Below are 15,152 nucleotides of genomic sequence, written 5' to 3'. Positions count from 1 at the left end.
CGTGTCGGGGGGTGTCCGCCCGCAGCGGTTGGCGCGTCGACGCCAGTCAGTCGGTGAGTGGGTCCATCGCGCCGTTCCGAGGACGGAACACCCCCCCGGGCGTGGCCCCGACCCACCACCGGCGTCAGGCGAAGCACCGCAACCGTAAAATCAGTAGCACTGTGTCTGACTCCGCGAACACCCCCGAAGCCCCGAACCAGCACCCGGCCCCGGCTCCGCACACCCCCGGTGTCTCCGTCCGGGGTACCCGGGCCAAGGGAGAGCCGCGCTTTCCCGACGGGCCCAAGGCCGACCCCGCCGGGTCGCACTTCGAGCGGCGGATCCGGAGTTTCCAGCCCCGGCGCAGCCGGGTCACCGCAGGTCAGGCGGACGCCCTGCAACGACTGTGGCCCAAGTGGGGCCTCGACATCGACGGCAGCCGCACCCTCGACCTGCCCGAGCTGTTCGGCAACGACAACCCGGTCGTCCTGGAGATCGGCTTCGGCATGGGCGAGGCCACCGCCCAGATGGCCGCCGCCGACCCCGCCACGAACATCCTCGCCGTCGACGTCCACACCCCCGGCCAGGGCAACCTGCTCAACCTCGCCGACCGCAACGGCCTGTCCAACGTCCGGGTCGGCAACGGCGACGCGATCATCCTCCTGCGCGAGATGCTCGCGCCGGACTCCCTCAGCGGTCTGCGCGTCTACTTCCCCGACCCCTGGCCGAAGAAGCGGCACCACAAGCGCAGGATCATCCAGCCCGACTTCCTCACTCTGGCCGCCACCCGTCTCGGGCCGGGCGCGCTCGTCCACTGCGCCACGGACTGGGAGCCGTACGCCGAGCAGATGCTCGACGTCCTCACGGCCCACCCCGACTTCGAGAACACGCAGGCGGACGGCGGTTTCGCGCCGCGTCCCGACTTCCGTCCGCTGACCCGTTTCGAGGGCCAGGGACTGGACAAGGGACATGTCGTGAACGACCTCCTCTTCCGCCGCGTACAGCACGTGGACCAGCCCCCCGCCGGCGCCTGACCACCCCTGGCACCTCCTCCGCCTGCGGACAGCGCCCATCCGTCGTTAGGGTCAATGCCGTGGCCACCAGCCCCCTACATCCGTCGTATCCCAGCGGTCCCGCCGACGGGGCACCCCTCGTCGGCCCGGGCACGGCCGGCTCCCTGCGGCACGCCCACTGGTGGCAGCGCGCCTGGGTGCGCTACGGCGCGCTGAGCACGCTCCTCGCGATATCCGGCCTGGTCATCCTCGCCCTGGTCCGCGAGGAGACCGGTACGGAAGGCTTCCTGGTCGGGCTGGGGCTGGCCGTGCTGCCGGTCCCCCTGCTGATAGCCGCGTTCCGCTGGCTGGACCGGGTGGAGCCCGGCCCCTGGCGGAACCTGCTGTTCTGCTTCGCCTGGGGCGCCTGCGCGGCGGCGCTGATAGCGATCGTCGCCAACAGCTTCGCGACGAGATGGATAGCGACGGCGACGGCGGACCCGTCCAGCGCGGACACCCTGGGCGCGACGGTGATAGCCCCGGTGGTCGAGGAGTCGGCCAAGGCGGCGGCCGTCCTCCTGGTCTTCCTCTTCCGGCGCCGTGACTTCACCGGCATCGTCGACGGGGTCGTCATAGCCGGGGTGACGGCGACCGGCTTCGCCTTCACGGAGAACATCCTCTACCTGGGCACGGCCTTCGGCACCGACCAGCTCACCGGCGGCACCGGCATCGCCTCCGTCACGGCGGCGACCTTCTTCGTGCGCATCGTCATGTCGCCGTTCGCGCACCCGCTGTTCACGGTCCTGTCCGGCATCGGCTTCGGCATCGCCGCGCTCTCGACGGACCGCCGGCCCCTGCGCCGCGTCGTCTTCCCGCTCGGCGGGCTGCTGCTCGCGATGGGCATGCACGCGATGTGGAACGGCTCCTCGGCCTTCGGCGAGTACGGGTTCTTCGCCGTGTACGCGGCGTTCATGGTGCCCATCTTCGGACTGCTGACGTGGCTGGTGATCTGGACCCGGCAGCGTGAGCTGAAGACCGTACGGGCGGAGCTCCCCGCCTACGCAGTGGCCGGCTGGCTGACCCCGGCCGAGCCGTACGCGCTGGGCTCGATGCGGGCCCGGCGGATCGCCCGCCAATACGCCCGCCGTCACGTGGGCAAGGCGGCGGCGCGGGAGGTGGCGCGGTACGAGGCGTACGCGACGTCCCTGGCGTTCCTGCGGCACCGGGCCCGGCGGGGCCGTGCCGGGCCCGACTTCGCCGTCCGGGAGGGGGAACTGCTCGGCGAGCTGTGGCGGCGCCGGGAGGTGGCCCGCCCCGCACTGGACCACGCGGCGCGGATCACCGCCCCTCCGGTTCCGGTGACGGCCCCGCCCTGGCCGGTGTACGGGGTGTACGGGTACGGCCCGCAGCCGACGCCGTACCCCGCGTACAAGACGCCGTACCCCGCGTACAACCCGTACCGCTCCTAGGCGTGTCAGGCCGAGTCAGGCCGAGGCCTCGGTGAGCCGTCCGAGCTCGGCCTCCGAGAGCGTCAGCTCGCCGACACCGGTCAGCGCGGGCAGTTGCTCCACCGTCCGCGCGGAGGCGATCGGCGCCACCACGGTCGGCTGCGCGGCGAGCCAGGCCAGAGCCACCGTGGCCACGGGTACGTCGTGCGCCGCGGCGATCTCGTCGAGGGCGGCGAGCACCCGCCGCCCCCGCTCGGTCTCCAGGTGCTTGGCCGCGCCCCCCGCTCGCGCGCTCTCGACCGTCGCTCCGGGCCGGTACTTGCCCGTGAGGAAGCCGGACGCGAGCGCGAAGTACGGGACGGCGGCCAGGCCGGCCCGCTCGGCGAGATCCTGGAGCTCGCCCTCGTAGGTGTCCCGGGAGACCAGGTTGTAGTGGGGCTGGAGGGCCACGTACCGGGCGAGTCCCTCGCGGTCGGAGAACTCCAGGGACGCCCGCAGCCGCTCGGCGGAGATGTTGGAGGCGGCGATGTGCCGCACCTTCCCGGCCTTCACGAGGGCGTCGAGCGCGCCGATGATCTCCTCGACGGGCACGTCGGGCTGGTCGAAGTGCGTGTAGTACAGGTCGATGTAGTCGGTGCCGAGGCGCCGCAGGGAGGCGTCGGCGGCGGCCTTGATGGTGGCGGCGGACAGGCCGCGGAACTCGGGGTGCTGGCTGACCTTCGTGGCGACGACGACGTCCGCCCGGTTGCCGCGGGCCTTCAGCCACGTGCCGAGCACGGTCTCGGACTCACCGCCCCGGTTCCCCTCGGCCCAGGCCGAGTAGGAGTCGGCGGTGTCGACGAAGTTGCCGCCGGCGGCGGTGTAGGCGTCGAGGACGGCGAACGACTGGTCCTCGTCGGCGGTCCAGCCGAAGACGTTGCCGCCGAGGGCGAGCGGGAAGACCTCGAGGTCGGAAGGGCCGAGCTTACGCAGAGAAGTCATGCTCCACGTCAACGCCGGTACCGGAGTCTCCCATTCCCCCGCTCGGCCGCCCGCGCCGGAACATGCGGCGGCCCTGACGTCGGGGGGTCGTCGTCAGGGCCGCCGGTGCTTCAACGGATGGGGACGGCTTACGGGTTCAGCCCCTTGCCCCGCAGCCACGCCATCGGGTCGATGCCGCTCGCGGAACCGCCGGAGTGGACCTCCAGGTGAAGGTGGGCCCCGGTGACGTTGCCGGTGGCGCCCACGCGGCCGATGACGTCGCCGGTGCTGACCTTCTGGCCGACGCTGACGCCGATGGAGGACTGGTGCGCGTACCAGATCTCGGTGCCGTCATCGAGGGTGAGGACGGTCTTGTAGCCGTACGAGCCGTTCCAGCCGGCCTCGGTGATGGTGCCGCTGTGGACGGCCTTGATCGGCGTGCCCGTGGGGGCGGCGAAGTCCAGGCCCGTGTGGTAGCCGGAGGACCAGTAGGCGCCGGCCTGGCCGAAGCTGGAGGTGATGGTGTAGGAGGAGGTCGGCAGCGTGAACTGCTTGGCCAGGGCGGCGAGACGCTCGGCCTCGGCCTTCTTCCTGGCCTCCTCCTCCGCCTTCTCCTTGGCCGCGGCGGCCTTGGCCTTGGCTTCCTTCTCCGCCTTGGCGACCGCTTCCGCGGCTGCCTTCTGGGCGGCGTCCGCGGCGTCCTGGGCGGCCTTGGTCTCGATCTGGTCCTGCTGGTGCTCGACCTGGGCCATGATCCGGGCGCGCAGCGCTTCACCCGCGCCGGCGCCGGAGGTGCTCTCGCCCTGCCCGGTGGCGGCCGTTGCGGTGCCGAGGCTGCTGAGCGGGGTGGCGGAACCCTCGGGGGTGTCGTCGTCCGAAATGAGGGAACCCACCGAGGGCAGGTCCGGGACGGAGATGGACACCGGGGGCTTGCCGGTCTGGGCGCTGGCCATGCCGCCGGCACCCACGGCGGCTATGACGCCGACACCCAGGACGGTGGAGCTGCGGGCGAGACCTCCGCCGCGCTGCTTGGTGACGCGATGCCGGCCACGGACGGGACGGATGGACTCCTCGGTGGGGTTCCACTCCTGGAACGGGCCCTCGTCGGTGCGCTGACCGCCGTAGCCGAAGGTGTCGGTCTCGCGCTTCGGCGCGAACGGGGCCGCGGGGGCAGGCCGGTTGGACGCCACGTGGGCGTACTCCTTTCCTTCCTTCTCGCCTACCGGGTTAGCTGACGGGTTCGGAGCAGGAAGGTCTCCTACGCGCGTATACCAACCGTGCTTCCACGGTGGCATCCGCCCGATTCACCCCAAGTGGTGGTTCCCCGGTTCCCTTTCGGGATTCGGCGCGTGCGCACGGAGCCGCCTTCTGTGACGGCTGGGACGACCGCGCTGCGTTATCGAACGTTAATGGAGGCGCGAGGGGTATTCCAGCGATTCCGCTTGATCATTAAGCTTTTTCGCATGGACTTACCTGCCATGACCGGAGTAAATCGGGCGAGTTGACCGCTTCGCAAGTGACTGGCGGGTTTTGACGGGGCATCAGTTACCGCGCGGAGCGAGGTGGTTCGCTCACCGACTGTAATGAGATGCGGGGAAATGCACCGAGGGCCGGAACCCTTTCGGATTCCGGCCCTCGGCCTTCAGTAGCGGGGACAGGATTTGAACCTGCGACCTCTGGGTTATGAGCCCAGCGAGCTACCGAGCTGCTCCACCCCGCGTCGTTGTGATTCCAGTGTACGCCATCCGCGGGACCACTCGTGCACACCCGCGGACCGGCCCGCGCTCAGCCCGGCAGGTGACGGTTCGGGGCCTTGGCCCGCTCCTCGTGCTCCGGGAGGACCAGGACCTCCACCCCACGGGCCGCGAGCAGGCCGCTGCCGTCGGCGTCCGTCACGAAGGTGTCGGGCTCGCGCCAGGCCGTGACGACCCGCCGTACGCCGGCGTCGAGGATCAGCCGGGCGCAGGGTGCGGGCCGGGAGGCGCGGCGGGCGCAGGGCTCCAGGCTGCTGTACACCGTCGCGCCGGGCAGGCGCGGGTCGGCCGGGTCGATCTTGGCGAGAGCCGCCTCCTCGGCGTGCACGACCGGGTCGCCGGCCTCCCGGGAGTGGCCGCGGGCCAGTTCCGTGCCGTCGGCGGCGACCACGAGCGCGCCCACGCTGAACGCCGTGTCCGACGGCGGGCAGCGCTCGGCCAGGTTGCAGGCGAGGGCCAGCCAGTGGTGGTCGGCGGCGACGGGCAGGGCACCGGTGCCCGGGGCGGTCGGCTCGTAGCGCATCAGGACCACGTCCTCGATCCGCCGCGACTCCAGCAGCCGGAGCCTGCCGCCCTGGTAGCCGCCGGGACCGAAGAGGCGGGGAGCCCCGGGGTCGCCCACGAAGAGCGGGGCGAGCACCAGCTGGAGTTCGTCGGCGAGGCCCTGGGTGAGCAGCTGGGTGTGGATCAGGCCGCCGCCCTCGACCATGAGCCGCCGCACGCCCCGCACGTCGTGCAGGTGGGTGAGCAGCCGCCGCCAGTCGAGGCCGGCGCCGAGCGGGACGACGTCGGCGGCCAGGCCCCGGGCCCGGGCGCGTTCGGCGCCCCGGTCGGTGGTGTAGAGGAGCTTCTCGCCACCGGTGTGCCAGAAGCGGGCGTCCGGATCGAGGTCGCCGGAGCCGCTGACGGTGACCTTCAGGGGATACTCCGGTTTCCCGGCGGCCCGCCGGGCGGCCCGGCGCTCCCCGGAGTTCACCAGGAGCCGCGGGTTGTCGGCGCGGATGGTGCCGGCGCCGATCAGGATGGCGTCGACGCCGGCCCGGACCTCGTCGACCCGGTCGAAGTCGGCCGGGCTCGACAGGAGCAGGCGGTCGGGTCCGGTGTCGTCCAGGTAGCCGTCGAGGGAGACGGCGGCGGACAGCAGGACGTACGGGTGTGGCATCGACGCTCCGCGGCTGGTCGGGACGGCGGGACTGGACAGGGTCACCAAGGCGGGCTTGGTTCAAGTTTGAAGCAAACCTACACTGGTGGCATGACGACTCGCTGGCTCACCCCCGAGGAGCAACGTGCCTGGCGCGCGTACATCGCCGCCTCCCTGCTCCTGGAGGACGCGATCGACCGGCAGCTCCAGCAGGACGCCGGCATGCCGCACCTGTACTACTCCATCCTGTCCGTCCTGTCGGAGTCCCCGGAACGGCGGCTGCGCATGACCGATCTCGCCGAGCGGCTGAAGATCACGCGCAGCAGGCTGACGTACGCGGTGACGCGGCTGGAGAAGGACGGCCTGCTGCGGCGGGAGGCCTGCCGGTACGACAAGCGGGGCAGCGTCGCCGCACTGACGGACGAGGGGTTCGCCGTGCTGGAACGGGCGGCGCCCGGGCATGTCGACACCGTGCGGAGCTTCCTGTTCGACCGGCTCAGCGAGGAGCAGGTGGGACAGCTGGAGGAGATCTCCGCGGCGATCGCGCAGGGCCTCCAGGAGGACGGTTCGCGGCCGGCGACGGACGAGGTGCCGTGGCGGCGGAGGTCTGCACCGACCTGTTCGTGACGCGCCTCACACCGAGACGGATACTGATTGCTTCAAACTTAAAGCACTAGTAGGGTTCCGGACGTGTATCTGCTTCAAATCTGAAGCAGTACGGCTGTGCAGCCGAACAGGAAACGGAACCCGGAGGCCCCGCATGCCCGACACCCCCGCCGTCGTCGCCACCCCGCGCTCCCGCGTCCGGGTCCCGCTGCGCTTCCACGACGGCTACGAGGCCGACGCCGAGCTCGTCACCTTCCACGGTCTGGCCGACGGCCAGGAGCACGTGGCCGTGGTCCTCGGCGAGCCCGGCCCGGTCCCGATGGTGCGGCTGCACTCCGAGTGCCTGACCGGGGACGTGTTCGGCTCCGCCCGCTGCGACTGCGGCCCTCAGCTGCGCGAGGCGGTCGAGGCCATCGCCGAGCGCGGCGGCGTGCTGCTGTACCTCCGCCAGGAGGGCCGCGGGATCGGCCTCTACAACAAGCTGGACGCCTACGCCCTCCAGGACGAGGGGCTCGACACGTACGAGGCGAACGCGGCACTGGGGCTGCCGGAGGACGCCCGCGACTACACGGCCGCCGCCCAGATGCTCCGGGCCCTGGGCATCGGCCGGCTGGACCTGCTCTCCAACAACCCCGACAAGGCAGGCCAGTTGCGGTCCCTGGGCATCGACGTGCGCGGCCGGATCCCCACGGGCGTCTTCACCACCGCACACAACGTCCGCTACCTGCGCGCCAAGGTCCTCCAGACCCAGCACACGCTGCCGCTCGCCGCGCTGACGGAGCTCAGCGCCGGCTGAGCCGCTCCGGTCCGGCCGGGCACTGAACCGGGCTGCTTGTCCCTCGGTTCATCGGGTACAGCCTTTGGAAGAGGGCGACCTCATCAGTACCCGGAGCTTTTTGGAAGTGACCGTTTCGTGACCGATCTCGGCGGCCCCGGCGACCACCGGGTGAGAAGACCGGGCGATGACCCGGAGTCGGTCGCATCGCAGATCACCGATGCCGTGGACAGCCTGACGGCGCTGTGGTCGGCCGCCGCCCAGGAGGCGTCCCTGCGCCTGTCCCTGCACCAGTTGCGGGCGCTGCGCACCGTGCAGGCGGCGCCGGGGCTGAATCTGACGGCCCTGGCGGACGGCCTGGACATCGGCCTCCCCACGGCCAGCCGCCTCTGCGACCGCCTCGGGGCGGCCGGCCTGCTGGAACGCGTCCCGCACCCCGACACCCGCCGCGAGGTGCAACTGTGGCTCACGCCACACGGACAGCACGTCCTGTGCGACGTCGCCGCCCGCCGCGCCCAAGCCCTGACGGCAGCGCTGTCGGCCATGCGACCGGCCGAACGCGCGGCGCTGCGCAGGGGGTTGCAGGGCTTCCTGACGGCCCGGAACACACTGCCGCCCGACGCCGGCAGGCCGGAGAACCCCTGAGCGACCGAACGGGCCGCGCCGGTCGGCTCCGGCTGGGACGGACGGGCCGCGCAGGCCTGCCCGGGTGAGGCGCCGACCCGAGCTCTCAGGCTCCCGAGCCGTGGCGGCTCACGCCGCCGGCGGTCAGGACCGCCACGCATGTGTCGTCCCGCGCCGGACGGGCCGCGCTCCCCGCGTCGCGGAGCACCACCGCGGCCGCCACCGCCGGGTCGCAGCCGGGCAGTACGCCGTCGTCGGGCGGCGTCCAGCGGCTCGGCAGACCGTCGCTGTGGAGGACCAGCAGGCTGTCCGCATGCCAGGGCACCCGCTGCACCGGCACGGACGCCGGCGCCTGCGCGCCCACGATGCCCGGGTGGGACAGCAGCGGCTTCCACGCGCCGTCGGTCCGCAGCCGGGCACCGATGTTACCGATGCCGGCGAAGCTCAACTGCGCTTGCTGTATGTCGAGTTGTGCCACGGCGACGGCGGCGCCCCGGGTGGGGCGCAGGGCCCGGCCCAGACTTCGCAGAATCTCGACGGGCGGCAGCTCGGCCAGGTCGCGCAGCTCCTTCACCGCCGCGGTGGAGGCCTCGGCCGCCTTCGCCCCGTGCCCGAGCCCGTCGGCGAGCAGCAGCGTCAGCCGGTCCCCGCCGCGCACCCGGCCCCAGGCGTCCCCGGACTGCTCGGCCCGGCCGAGGGGGACGTTGACACCCCCGGTCCGCGGGCCCAGCGGGGGCGGCCCCTGGTTGCGGACGGCCGGCTCGTGGCCGATCCGCGCCATCACGACGGTGCCCCGCCCCGGTGCGCTGTGCAGATCGAAGTCGTTCGCTATGCGCCGGCACGTCCCGAGCCCGGCTCCCAGTGAAGCCGCGACGGTCGTGCTGTAGCCGTCGCGCATCGCCGCCGCGACGTCGGGGATGCCGGGTCCGTGGTCGAGCGCGACGAGCTGCACGGCCGTCCGCTGCCGGCCGTCGTCGTACGCACGCTCGACGAGGTTGATCAGCACGCGACCGCCCTCCGCGTGCCGCAGCAGGTTGGTCGCCAGCTCCGTCGCCACGAGCGCGGCGGTCGCAGTGCGGTTCGGGGGCAGGCCGGCACAGGCGCTGGCCTCCTCGGCCGCCACCCGCACGTCCCGCACCCGCGTCGAGTCGTCCTCCACCGGCACGTCCCAGACCCTGCTCATCACGGCACCGTCCGGGAGGGCGGTACGACGGTGGCCCAGGCGGTGACGGTGACGGTGGTCCCCTCGCCGGGCCGGCTGTCCACCTCGAACTCCTGCACCAGCCGCTTGGCGCCGCTCAGGCCCAGCCCGAGTCCGCCGCCGCTGGTGTAGCCGTCGGTCAGCGCCTGGTCCAGGTCCCGGATGCCGGGCCCGGTGTCGACGAAGTCCAGCCGCAGCCCGCGCGTCGACCCGGCGTCCAGCGGGGTGACCCGCACATGGCCGCCCCCGCCGTGCACGAGGGTGTTGCGGGCCAGCTCGCTCGCCGCGGTGACGAGCTTGGTCTGCTGCACCAGCCCGAAGCCGAGCTCGGCAGCGGCCTGCCGGACCTGCTGCCGCACCCACGCCAGATCGGCGTCCGAGCCGATCGGCAGGTCGGCAGGACCGGCATGGCGGGAAGCCTGCATCATGGACTCCCCTCGCCCCGGCGCGTGGTGACGCCGAGCAGTTCCATCGCACGTTCGACATCCAGGGCCGTCCGCAGGCCGGGCAGGGTGAGCCCCAGCTCGACCAGCGTGATCGCCACGGCCGGGCGCATCCCGGCCAGGACCGTACGGGCCGCCAGCAGCTTGGCCCCGGCGGCGATCTCGGCGAGAACCCGGCCCAGGAACGAGTCGACGATCTCCACACCGGAGATGTCGATCACGACGCCGTTCACCCTGGTGTTCGAGATCCGGGCCGTGATGTCCTCCTGGAGCTGCTCGGCCATCCCGTCGTGCAGCTCACCCTGGAGGGTGACCAGCAGGACGTCGCCCAGCTGGAGGACCGGCACGGTGAAGCCGTGTCCGGCCGCGGGCCCGTGTCCCGCGAACCCGGTCACCGCGTGCCCGCGTCCGCCGCCGCGCCGGCCGCCCGCAGCGGTGCGATCTCGACCCCCTGCTGGCTGAGCGCATAGGCGAGCGCGTCCGCCAGGCTCGATCGGGTGAGCACCGTGCCGAGGTCGATGCCCAGGTGGACGATGGTCTGCGCGATCGCGGGCCGGATGCCGGACACGATGCACTCGGCGCCCATCAGCCGGGCGGCCGCCACGGTCTTCATCAGGTGCTGGGCGACCAGCGAGTCGACCGTGGGCACGCCGGTGATGTCGAGGATGGCGTACCGGGCGCGCTCGGCGACGATCGCGTCCAGCAGGCTCTCCATGACCACCTGGCTGCGCGCGCTGTCCAGCGTGCCGATCAGCGGCACGGCGACGGTGCTCTCCCACAGCTTGATCACGGGGGTGGCCACCTCGTGCAGCTGCTCGCGCTGCCGGGCGATCAGCTCCTCGCCCGCGCTGACCGTCGTCTCCATCACGACCAGGCGCAGCGTGCCCATCAGCACCGTCAGCGCCAGCACGGCCTCCTGGGCCTCGGGGGCGTACGGCTCCGGGAACTCGGCGCGCAGCAGTTCGGTCACCGGGGCCCGCAGTGCGGCCACCTCGCCGGCGACGCCGTCCGGGTCGATGCCCGTCCGGGCGCGGGAGGCCGCCATGCGCCCCAACTGGTCGCGCACGGCCTCGAATCCGGGCGCCCGGATGTCGTCGAGCCGCCCCGCGGCCGCCACGGCCGCCAGCGCCGCGGTCACGGCCCTGCCCGCCTCCACGGCCTCGTCGCGTGAGACGGTGAAGACGGTGCGGAACAGCGCCGCGTCCGCCCAGCGTTGGGCGATCTGCTCCCGGCGCCGCTCCAGGAAGGCGCTCACCTGGTGTGCGGCCGGCTCCTGCTCCGCGTTCTCTTCCGACACCGACACTTGCATCGCTCCCTTGCACGGGCCGGGCCGAGGTCGCGCGACGGCGCCTCAGCCGTTACTTGCCGTATGACAAACATTAGTGCCGGCGTTCGGCACCACCAAACAACTGCCCACCGGTCCCCCCCCCCACCTGCGCCTTCCCCGTCGCCTACCGGCCACGCCAGTCCAGACACACCACGAGCGCGTCGTCGTCCGGGGTGGATCCGCCGCGGTGGCCCGTCAGTTCGCGCAGGATCGCCCGGGGCACCTCGGGGGCCGGCAGCAGCCGGGTCGACTGGATCGCCCGGGCCAGGGCGGCGTCCCCGTAGGCCTCGCCGCCCGGGGAGGCGACGTCGTAGACCCCGTCGCTGACGAAGACCAGCCGGTCGCCCGGCTCGACCCACAACTCCTGGATCACGTAGTCGGTCTCCTCGAACATGCCGAGCGGCAGCTGGGCGTCGAAGGGAACCCGCTCGACCGCGCCCCGGCGCAGCCGCAGCATCTGCGGCGACCCGGCGTCCACCGCGCGGACCCGGCCGGTGGCCAGGTCGAAGTCGAGCATGAGCACGGAGAGGTAGCAGCGGCCCCGGTAGTGGGCGTACACCGCCTGGTCGGCCAGGGCCGCCTGGTCGTCGATGGACAGGCCGGCCCGGCGCGCGTTGCGCAGGGCGTTGATCGCCAGGTTCGTCAGCAGGGAGGCCTCGATGCCCTCGCCCATGCCGTTGGTGACGTAGAGGCTGAGCCGGTCGGCCGAGGCGGACCAGTCGAAGTTGTCGCCGAAGATCGCGTACGCCGGTTCCAGCTGTGCGCCCAGCTCGTACTCGGGGCGGGTGCAGGAGCGGCCCGGCAACAGCTGCCACTGCATCTCGGCGGCCAGCGTGAGCCGGTCCCGGCGGCGGGCCTGGAGGTACAGGTCGGTGTCGCGCTCGGCCACGTAGACCTCGTGCCCGAGCACCTCGGCGATCTCGGCCAGCTCGCCCAGGCCGGCCTCGGCGTGCTCCGCGGCCGGCAGGGTGACGGTCAGCACACCGAGCCGGTCGCCCCGCACGCTGACGGGCAGATGCACGCGTACGTGATCGCCCGCAGTGCCCTCCACATACGGCTCCTGGGCACCGAAGGCCCGGCCCGCCGGGCTGTTGTGCACGGACACCGGCTGGAGCGTGTGCGGCAGCACGGACACCGGCTGAAGCACCGTCAGTCCGTAGTCGGCCAGGAAAAGCTCGACGGAGTCCGCCGCGTACTGATCGGTCAGTACACGACGGACCGCGTCCAGCAGTTGATGGGGCGCCGCCGTGCGCAGGGCGCGCTCGGCGGCCACGAATCTGTTCGTGATCGTGGTCACGGTGGTCCTTCACCATCCTTGGCGGGACGCCGGGGCGTCCTCGTAAACGGTCCTTGTACACGGGCGGGAAGCGGGTCCCGGGCGGTTCACACCACGCCTAGTACGCTGACGGCCATCCCGGTGCCTGCGAGAGTGTGACTGTGACTTCCCTCCGACCCCGCCCTGAGCCCGCTGAGGTCGCCCGTGTGACCTCCACGGCCGCGGAGTTGCTGGAAGTCCTCTGGGGCCGGGCCTCGACCGCGCCGGCCTCCGCGTCCCAGCTGCGGGTGCTGCTCATGCTCGAACACCACGAGGGCATCAACCTGCGGACGCTCGCCGACTCCCTCGCCTCCACACCGCCCTCGACCAGCAGGCTCTGCGACCGGCTCCAGGCGGCCGGGTTCGTCGAGCGGGAGGCGAGTCCGGCCGACCGGCGCGAGGTCCGCCTGCACCTCAGCGGCCGGGGCCGCGCCTTCCTGGCCGACCTGCGCACACGCCGGGAGGACGCGCTGCGCGCGGTGCTCGACCAGATGCCCGCGGCGAAGCGGGTCGCGCTGCTGCAGGGTCTGGAGGCGTTCTGCGACGCGGCGGCGGCCCAGATACACGACGACTCCGAAGACTCCCGCTCGTCCGGTACCCGGACTGCCTGAATTTCTCGCCGTCGCACGGAGTCGGCCCTTCCGGTCCCTTCCCCGCGCACGTTCGGCACGCCTAGGCTGTTGCCCTCCACCTATAGTTGTCAAACGACAACTGTCCGCTCCGCGAACCCCATGGCTTTTTCTCGCGCACTCCACCGCCCACCCTCCCTGCCCGTGCCTTCGCGGTACCGGTCCGGGTACCCCGACACCGCCTCGACCTGCGCCGACTGTGGGCAACGTCTCGCCGGGGCATATGCGGGGCATGACCGGGGCGAGGGCGGGTAGCGGCGCTGGAGGTGGCCTGTCGGGGGATCGGAGCGGGCCGGACTGAGAGGGAGGGCCCGTGACGGCGACCATGCGCATCGGCACGACGACGGATTCCGCCACCTACACCGGTGAGGAGTTGCCGCAGATCGCCGAACCCCAGAAGCTCGCCCCGCAGGACGCGCGCGGGCTGACCGGGCAGTTCCTCGACCGGCTCGCCGTCCTTGAGGAGGGCACGCCCGAATACCAGTACGCCCGCAACACCCTCATCGAGATGAACATGTCGCTGGTGCGCTTCGCGGCCCGCCGGTTCCGCACCAGCGGGCAGTCGATGGAGGACATCGTCCAGGTCGGCGTCATCGGGCTGATCAAGGCCATCGACCGCTTCGAGGTCTCCCGCGAGGTGCAGTTCACCAGCTTCGCGGTGCCGTACATCATCGGCGAGATCAAGCGGTTCTTCCGGGACACGTCCTGGGCCGTGCACGTGCCGCGCCGCCTTCAGGAGGCCCGCACGGAACTCGCCAAGGCCACCGAGGAACTGGCCTCCCGCCTCGGCCGCGCCCCCAAGGTGGCCGAACTGGCGGCCCTGATGAACCTGTCCGAGGAGGAGGTCGTCGAGGCGCAGATCGCCGCCAACGGCTACCTCTCCTCCTCCCTCGACGCCACGGTCACCGGCGACCCGGACGAGAGCGACACGACGCTGTCGGAGTTCATCGGCGAGGAGGACCCGGCGCTCGAACTCGTCGAGGACTTCCACGCCCTGGCCCCCCTCGTCGCCGAACTCGACGAGCGCCAGCGCCTCATCCTCCACCTGCGCTTCGTGGAGGAACTGACCCAGGCGGAGATCGGCGCCCGGCTCGGCATCTCGCAGATGCACGTGTCCCGGCTGATCTCGCGCACGGTGGCCCGACTGCGGTCGGGCATGCTGACCACCGGCTGACACGCCCCCAGCAACGGCGAGAGCCCCGGCCCGGAGATGATCCGGACCGGGGCTCTTCTGTAGGCCCTGTGGGACTCGAACCCACAACCAATGGATTAAAAGTCCACTGCTCTGCCAATTGAGCTAAGGGCCCAGGCGATGTCGCCCCCACGAGCATAGCCGGACGACGCCGGGACTCCGATCGGGTATCGGGGTCCCGGCCCTGCCGAAGGGACGAACTGGGCCGATGAGGGGCATGAACCGGCCCGTCCGGGCGTGTCAGCCCGGCCCCCGCGCAGCCCGCGCCGCAACGACGGAGCGCCGTGGCCCGCCCGTTGGGGCGGAGCACGGCGCTCCTCATGCGCTGATGTCAGCCGTTGCGCTTCCAGCGCGGCTTGTCCTCGCGGCGCTGGAACGAACCGCCGCCGCGGTGGTCGTCACGACGGCCGGAGGGGCGGTCGTGACCCGAGGAGCGGAAGCCGGGGCGGTCGCCCTGGCGGTCGCGGTTGAAGGGGCGGTCGCTGCCACGGTGCCCGCCGCGCTCGTCCCGGCGCTCGAAGGAGCGGCCCGGACGGTCGTCCCGGCGGAAGCCGCCACCGCGGTTGTCGTCACGACGCTCGAAGCCACGACCACCACGGTCGTCACGACGCTCGAAGGAACGGCCACCACGGTCATCACGACGGTCGTCCCGGCGGAAGCCACCGCCGCGGTTGTCGTCACGACGCTCGAAGCCACGACCACCACGGTCGTCACGACGCTCGAAGGAACGGCCACCACGGTCATCACGACGGTCGTCCCGGCGGAA

General features: G+C 72.2%; 15 protein-coding genes, 2 tRNA genes, 1 pseudogene and 1 riboswitch. Of the genes and pseudogenes, 7 read left to right on the top strand and 11 right to left on the bottom strand.

From position 1 onward, the window contains the following. The first annotated feature begins 161 nt into the window (after positions 1 to 161). Both trmB and GTY56_RS09825 read left to right on the top strand, forming a co-directional pair. On the top strand, positions 162 to 1,013 hold the full coding sequence (gene trmB, locus GTY56_RS09830) for a tRNA (guanosine(46)-N7)-methyltransferase TrmB (protein ID WP_161364502.1): 852 nt from the start codon (positions 162 to 164) through the stop codon (positions 1,011 to 1,013). A 59-nt stretch (positions 1,014 to 1,072) separates the two neighbouring features. Then, positions 1,073 to 2,440: a PrsW family intramembrane metalloprotease gene (locus tag GTY56_RS09825; RefSeq protein ID WP_346345451.1), complete on the top strand. Its 1,368-nt coding sequence runs from the start codon at positions 1,073 to 1,075 to the stop codon at positions 2,438 to 2,440. A 15-nt stretch (positions 2,441 to 2,455) separates the two neighbouring features. Here the strand turns inward: GTY56_RS09825 and GTY56_RS09820 are convergent, their stop codons facing one another. From GTY56_RS09820 to GTY56_RS09805, 4 genes are all read right to left on the bottom strand, one after another. Then, positions 2,456 to 3,400, bottom strand: a complete 945-nt coding sequence (locus GTY56_RS09820) for an aldo/keto reductase (protein WP_161364500.1) — start codon at positions 3,398 to 3,400, stop codon at positions 2,456 to 2,458. 128 nt (positions 3,401 to 3,528) lie between these two features. Beyond that, on the bottom strand, positions 3,529 to 4,569 hold the full coding sequence (locus GTY56_RS09815; RefSeq protein ID WP_161364497.1) for a peptidoglycan DD-metalloendopeptidase family protein: 1,041 nt from the start codon (positions 4,567 to 4,569) through the stop codon (positions 3,529 to 3,531). 11 nt (positions 4,570 to 4,580) lie between these two features. Beyond that, positions 4,581 to 4,737, bottom strand: a riboswitch (cyclic di-AMP (ydaO/yuaA leader). A 288-nt stretch (positions 4,738 to 5,025) separates the two neighbouring features. After that, positions 5,026 to 5,099, bottom strand: a tRNA-Met gene (locus GTY56_RS09810). A gap of 65 nt (positions 5,100 to 5,164) precedes the next feature. Beyond that, complete coding sequence (locus GTY56_RS09805; protein ID WP_161364495.1) at positions 5,165 to 6,295, bottom strand: dihydrofolate reductase family protein; 1,131 nt, start codon at positions 6,293 to 6,295, stop codon at positions 5,165 to 5,167. A 90-nt stretch (positions 6,296 to 6,385) separates the two neighbouring features. Between GTY56_RS09805 and GTY56_RS09800 the strand changes: the two genes are divergently transcribed. From GTY56_RS09800 to GTY56_RS09790, 3 genes are all read left to right on the top strand, one after another. Next, positions 6,386 to 6,901, top strand: a complete 516-nt coding sequence (locus tag GTY56_RS09800) for a MarR family winged helix-turn-helix transcriptional regulator (protein ID WP_161364493.1) — start codon at positions 6,386 to 6,388, stop codon at positions 6,899 to 6,901. Positions 6,902 to 7,034: 133 nt separating this feature from the next. Continuing rightward, positions 7,035 to 7,676 carry a GTP cyclohydrolase II gene (locus GTY56_RS09795; protein WP_161364491.1) on the top strand — a complete coding sequence of 214 codons (642 nt, stop codon included), beginning with the start codon at positions 7,035 to 7,037 and terminating at the stop codon, positions 7,674 to 7,676. 117 nt (positions 7,677 to 7,793) lie between these two features. After that, the gene (locus GTY56_RS09790) at positions 7,794 to 8,300 is read left to right on the top strand and encodes a MarR family transcriptional regulator (protein ID WP_161364489.1); all 507 of its coding nucleotides are present in this window, start codon (positions 7,794 to 7,796) and stop codon (positions 8,298 to 8,300) included. An 85-nt stretch (positions 8,301 to 8,385) separates the two neighbouring features. Here GTY56_RS09790 and GTY56_RS09785 read toward each other — a convergent pair whose 3' ends face one another. From GTY56_RS09785 to GTY56_RS09765, 5 genes are all read right to left on the bottom strand, one after another. After that, a complete protein-coding gene (locus GTY56_RS09785; RefSeq protein WP_161364487.1) occupies positions 8,386 to 9,462 on the bottom strand; it encodes an ATP-binding SpoIIE family protein phosphatase in 1,077 nt (358 codons plus the stop codon). Continuing rightward, entirely contained in the window at positions 9,462 to 9,905 is a 444-nt protein-coding gene (locus GTY56_RS09780) for an anti-sigma regulatory factor (RefSeq protein ID WP_161364508.1), read from the bottom strand. The genes GTY56_RS09785 and GTY56_RS09780 overlap by 1 nt, the downstream gene beginning before the upstream one ends. After that, positions 9,905 to 10,318 (bottom strand): STAS domain-containing protein, encoded by a 414-nt coding sequence (locus tag GTY56_RS09775; protein ID WP_161364485.1) that lies wholly within the window; start codon positions 10,316 to 10,318, stop codon positions 9,905 to 9,907. Before GTY56_RS09775 ends, GTY56_RS09780 begins: the two co-directional genes overlap by 1 nt. Next, complete coding sequence (locus GTY56_RS09770; RefSeq protein ID WP_161364483.1) at positions 10,315 to 11,232, bottom strand: STAS domain-containing protein; 918 nt, start codon at positions 11,230 to 11,232, stop codon at positions 10,315 to 10,317. The genes GTY56_RS09775 and GTY56_RS09770 overlap by 4 nt, the downstream gene beginning before the upstream one ends. A gap of 142 nt (positions 11,233 to 11,374) precedes the next feature. Continuing rightward, positions 11,375 to 12,547, bottom strand: a complete 1,173-nt coding sequence (locus GTY56_RS09765; RefSeq protein ID WP_346345450.1) for a PP2C family protein-serine/threonine phosphatase — start codon at positions 12,545 to 12,547, stop codon at positions 11,375 to 11,377. 134 nt (positions 12,548 to 12,681) lie between these two features. Here GTY56_RS09765 and GTY56_RS09760 point away from each other — a divergent pair, with 134 nt between their 5' ends. Both GTY56_RS09760 and GTY56_RS09755 read left to right on the top strand, forming a co-directional pair. After that, positions 12,682 to 13,176 carry a MarR family transcriptional regulator gene (locus GTY56_RS09760; protein ID WP_346345449.1) on the top strand — a complete coding sequence of 165 codons (495 nt, stop codon included), beginning with the start codon at positions 12,682 to 12,684 and terminating at the stop codon, positions 13,174 to 13,176. Positions 13,177 to 13,519: 343 nt separating this feature from the next. Beyond that, positions 13,520 to 14,368 (top strand): RNA polymerase sigma factor SigF, encoded by an 849-nt coding sequence (locus GTY56_RS09755; protein ID WP_161364504.1) that lies wholly within the window; start codon positions 13,520 to 13,522, stop codon positions 14,366 to 14,368. A 60-nt stretch (positions 14,369 to 14,428) separates the two neighbouring features. Here the strand turns inward: GTY56_RS09755 and GTY56_RS09750 are convergent. Both GTY56_RS09750 and GTY56_RS41550 read right to left on the bottom strand, forming a co-directional pair. After that, a tRNA-Lys gene (locus tag GTY56_RS09750) sits at positions 14,429 to 14,501 on the bottom strand. A gap of 216 nt (positions 14,502 to 14,717) precedes the next feature. Further along, a pseudogene (locus tag GTY56_RS41550) lies at positions 14,718 to 15,152 on the bottom strand (DEAD/DEAH box helicase); the annotation flags it as partial.

This window comes from Streptomyces sp. SID5643 (assembly GCF_009872555.1).
GTDB lineage: Bacteria > Actinomycetota > Actinomycetes > Streptomycetales > Streptomycetaceae > Streptomyces > Streptomyces iakyrus.
This window is presented reverse-complemented; position numbering and strand designations above follow the sequence as displayed.